Origin of the sequence: Caballeronia temeraria (assembly GCF_001544795.2) — a bacterium.
Classification (GTDB): domain Bacteria; phylum Pseudomonadota; class Gammaproteobacteria; order Burkholderiales; family Burkholderiaceae; genus Caballeronia; species Caballeronia temeraria.
Genome location: NZ_FCOI02000086.1, coordinates 1 through 3,272, shown reverse-complemented (window position 1 = coordinate 3,272; position 3,272 = coordinate 1). Strand labels below are relative to the sequence as shown.

3 protein-coding genes are annotated in these 3,272 nt (G+C 57.9%); 1 reads left to right on the top strand and 2 read right to left on the bottom strand.

What is annotated here, in order from left to right; genetic code table 11:
• Window positions 1-217: H-NS family nucleoid-associated regulatory protein (locus AWB76_RS40020; RefSeq protein ID WP_157696339.1), on the top strand; the 217-nt coding region annotated here is incomplete at its 5' end.
• 827 nt (window positions 218-1,044) lie between these two features.
• Here AWB76_RS40020 and AWB76_RS38450 read toward each other — a convergent pair.
• Both AWB76_RS38450 and AWB76_RS38445 read right to left on the bottom strand, forming a co-directional pair.
• Window positions 1,045-1,944: a LysR family transcriptional regulator gene (locus AWB76_RS38450; RefSeq protein WP_061165303.1), complete on the bottom strand. Its 900-nt coding sequence runs from the start codon at window positions 1,942-1,944 to the stop codon at window positions 1,045-1,047.
• Window positions 1,945-2,160: 216 nt separating this feature from the next.
• Window positions 2,161-3,123, bottom strand: a complete 963-nt coding sequence (locus tag AWB76_RS38445) for a quinone oxidoreductase family protein (protein ID WP_063936458.1) — start codon at window positions 3,121-3,123, stop codon at window positions 2,161-2,163.
• Between the last annotated feature and the right edge of the window lie 149 nt (window positions 3,124-3,272).

Genomic DNA, 3,272 nt, shown 5'->3' with positions numbered 1-3,272 from the left:
ATCGGACATGGATCGCTATGGGAGTGCGAGCGGTGATACGTGGAGCGGCGAAGGGGAAACGCCTCAATGGCTGAAACGGGCCATCAGCGCGGGACAGTCCATCGGGCACTTCGAGCTTCCGTCGGCAGCACCGTCCCAATCGGCAACGCAGTCTGGTGCGGACTGGAAAAACGACCCTTTTGCCGGAAGCGCCCTCGCGCGGTCAAACTACCGCTAGGCAATAGCCTGCCGCCCGGTTTTGCGTTGGCCGTCGTTTCAGCGTTGCCTTGCCCCGTTCGTCAATTAGAAGCAAGAAGAAAAAACGGTCAAGGAGCGCGATTGCAATCTATGCCTGCGCCGGCGTGACTGGCGGACTGCGGATTAGCGTTCCCAGTATCGTGTCCCAGGTTTTTTGGGCAACGACCATGCCGCGAATGGCATCGGTACAGCGGCAGGAGGCCGCGAAAAGCTGTGCCGCGTCGTATACTCGGAGACTTAAACAAAAGGGAGTCCATCATGAGCAAAGCCCATGACGCCAAAAAGACGGAAAAAAAAGTCGCCACCAGAACGCCGAAGGAAAAAAAGGAGGCGAAGAAGCTGAAGAAGGATGCTTCGAAGCGTCAGTGATCTCGCAATGCAACTAGCCGCTGGGTTCCACTGGGCCAGCGGAGATCTTGCCAGCGCAAACAGTTACGGTTACTTACATGCACCTGAGCGTCGCCGTGCCGATCGCCAGTTCCCGGCGTCCATCGTGCCGTTGGGTGCGGGCAATCGGATGCTTTGGCTAGCTATGGCCTGCAAAGTCGACTCGGCGAATGACCGCTGTACCCCAATCGGAGACGGCGAAGCGCTTAAGCGTTGAGAGGCAGAAATGGGTCGACCTGACCCGACCGCGTCAGGCAGAGGTCGGCCATGAAGTGACGGTCGTTAGCTAGACGCGAATGTCTCCTGCTCCCGCCTTCCCAGTCGTTACGGAGGAGCAAGGTAGTTCGGGATTTTGAAGGGCTATTTGGGCGCTCTGGCTCCTTTCGAACGATATAGCCGAAGCAATTTCATCAACTCTCGTTAGCCCAGTTCGCCGAACATCCCGACAAGCCAGTCTATGAAAATCCTTACACGTTGGCTGAGGTAGCGGTTGCGGGGATAAACGACGTGGTAAGGGTACGGTGGTGGTTCCGAACCCTGCAGGAACGACACCAGTTGGCCGGTTTCTATGAAGGGCCGTACCTTGAAAGTGAAAATCTGAATGACGCCAACCCCAGCCAGACCTGCCGCAAGGTGAGCATTGCCCTCGTTGACGCTCAGAAACGAGTTGGGTTGAACCTCAGTCGCCTGCTCCCCCGCCCCGAACGGCGACGGCACGATTCGTCCAGTTCGCGGTGAGACGTATTTCACAAGGGTGTGGTTCTTCTGGAGGTCTTCGATGCTGGTCGGTATGCCGTGGCGCTTTACGTAGTCAGTCGATGCGCACGTCGTCCAGCTCGCGCGCCCGACCTCCCTTGCCACGAGCGCTTCGTCGTACATCGGACCACCGCGAATGGCGCAGTCGATGCCGTCCTGAATCATGTCGCTGAAACTGTCGCGAACGGAAAGGTCCACTGTAATGTTTGGGTAACGCTCATGAAACCGGGGTAGTGCGGGGATAACAAAGCTGGTGGCCAGAGAAGCGCTGATTCCGATCTTGATCCTCCCGGTCAGATTTGCGTTTTCCATGGCAAATGACTTGTTGATCTCGTCCAGCGCCTGCATGATCGGTACAGTGCGATCATAGTAGGCAGCGCCTTCCGGCGTTACCGCAACGATACGCGTGGTCCGCTGCAACAGTTTAACTCGCAGCTCGGATTCCAGATCCTGGATCAGTTTGCTAACGGTCGCGAGGGGAATGCCAAGCGAGTCGGCTGCTTTTGTGAAGCCGCCTGTCTCGACAACCCGGGCAAAGACCCTGATCGCCATCAAGTTGTTCAACTACATCCTCCCATGACGTTGCCCTTGCCCGGAGGCCGGAGGCCGCTGGAAACTCTGGAAGCGCCGCAGCGAACTTCGACGGGCATGCGGAAACCGACCATTGCCAGCGGCCCAACGGCGCTCGGATGGAGCAGACGACCACAATACTCTGATTCTTCGAACGACGATTCGACCACGCTCGTTGCGGTACGAGCGCCGATGTCGGTTCGTTCAGACTTACGGAATCAGGGCAAGCTTGCCCTGTGTGCCGCGGCTCTCTATAGCCCGATGAGCTGAACTCGCTTCATGCAGCGGAAAATGTGTCGTCTTCAGTGCGCTAAGCCACCCTTCTTCAATGCCGCAGGTCAGTTCAGCCGCGCGACGCTGCATTTCCATCGGATCTTGGATATAGGTAAAGATCGATCCCCCGGCCACCCGTGCGCCCTTCAGGATCAGCGGATAGATCTGGACGTCAGGAGCGACTCCGGATGCCTGTCCATAGGCAACGGCTATTCCTCGCGCTGCCAGCGCCTTTACTGTTTCGGAAAAGGTGGTTGCACCCACTGCGTCAAACGCGACGTCAACACCCCGTCCGTTCGTTATCGCGAGCACTGCGTCAAGGAAGTGACCATCGCTGTAATTCACCGCGTAGTCAGCGCCGATCGCACGGACGGTCTGCAGCTTTTCCTCCGTGGAGGCCGTTCCGATAACGACGGCCCCCATGCGTTTAAGCCACTGAACAAGGAACTGGCCTACGCCGCCGGCGGCAGCGTGCACCAGGGCGACGTCGCCGGGTTTGATGATCCGATACTCGGCGAGCAGGTATTGAGCCGTGATGCCCTGAAAAAGCAGTGCTTCGTCGGTTGTGAACGAAGAGGGAATCACGATGGCCTGGTCGGCTGTCATCACAACCTGCTCTGAATAGGAGCCAGGGACGTTTATCCAGGCGACCCGGGCACCTGCTCTCAGCGACGCTACGGAGCTTCCGACCTCACGGATCGTTCCAACGCCTTCGAAGCCGGGCACGAAGACACCAGACTGGTAATCTACCGCTCCATTTCGCTGATAGACATCGACATAGTTCACGCCTGCAGCTTCGACATCGACGAGCACTTCATCTGATCGCGGCGACGGCGACGGCGAGGAGACCAGCTCCAGCACCCCCGGGCCTCCCGTCTTCCGAACGAGAATCTGCTTCATTTCACACCTCAATTTTTGGCGTCCGGTGGTTGTGTCGACCATGCTCATTCGTCAGCGCTGCAATGTGTCAAATGGAGTTGACCCGCTTTCGTGGACATCTATCCTTTTGTTCAGGAGGTGCCCATTATGGCGAAGCACCGTACCCCGTA

Coding starts and splice junctions, on each gene's coding strand:
- AWB76_RS38445 (WP_063936458.1), bottom strand. CDS start 3,123: ATGAAGCAGATTCTCGTTCGGAAGACGGGAGGCCCGGGGGTGCTGGAG.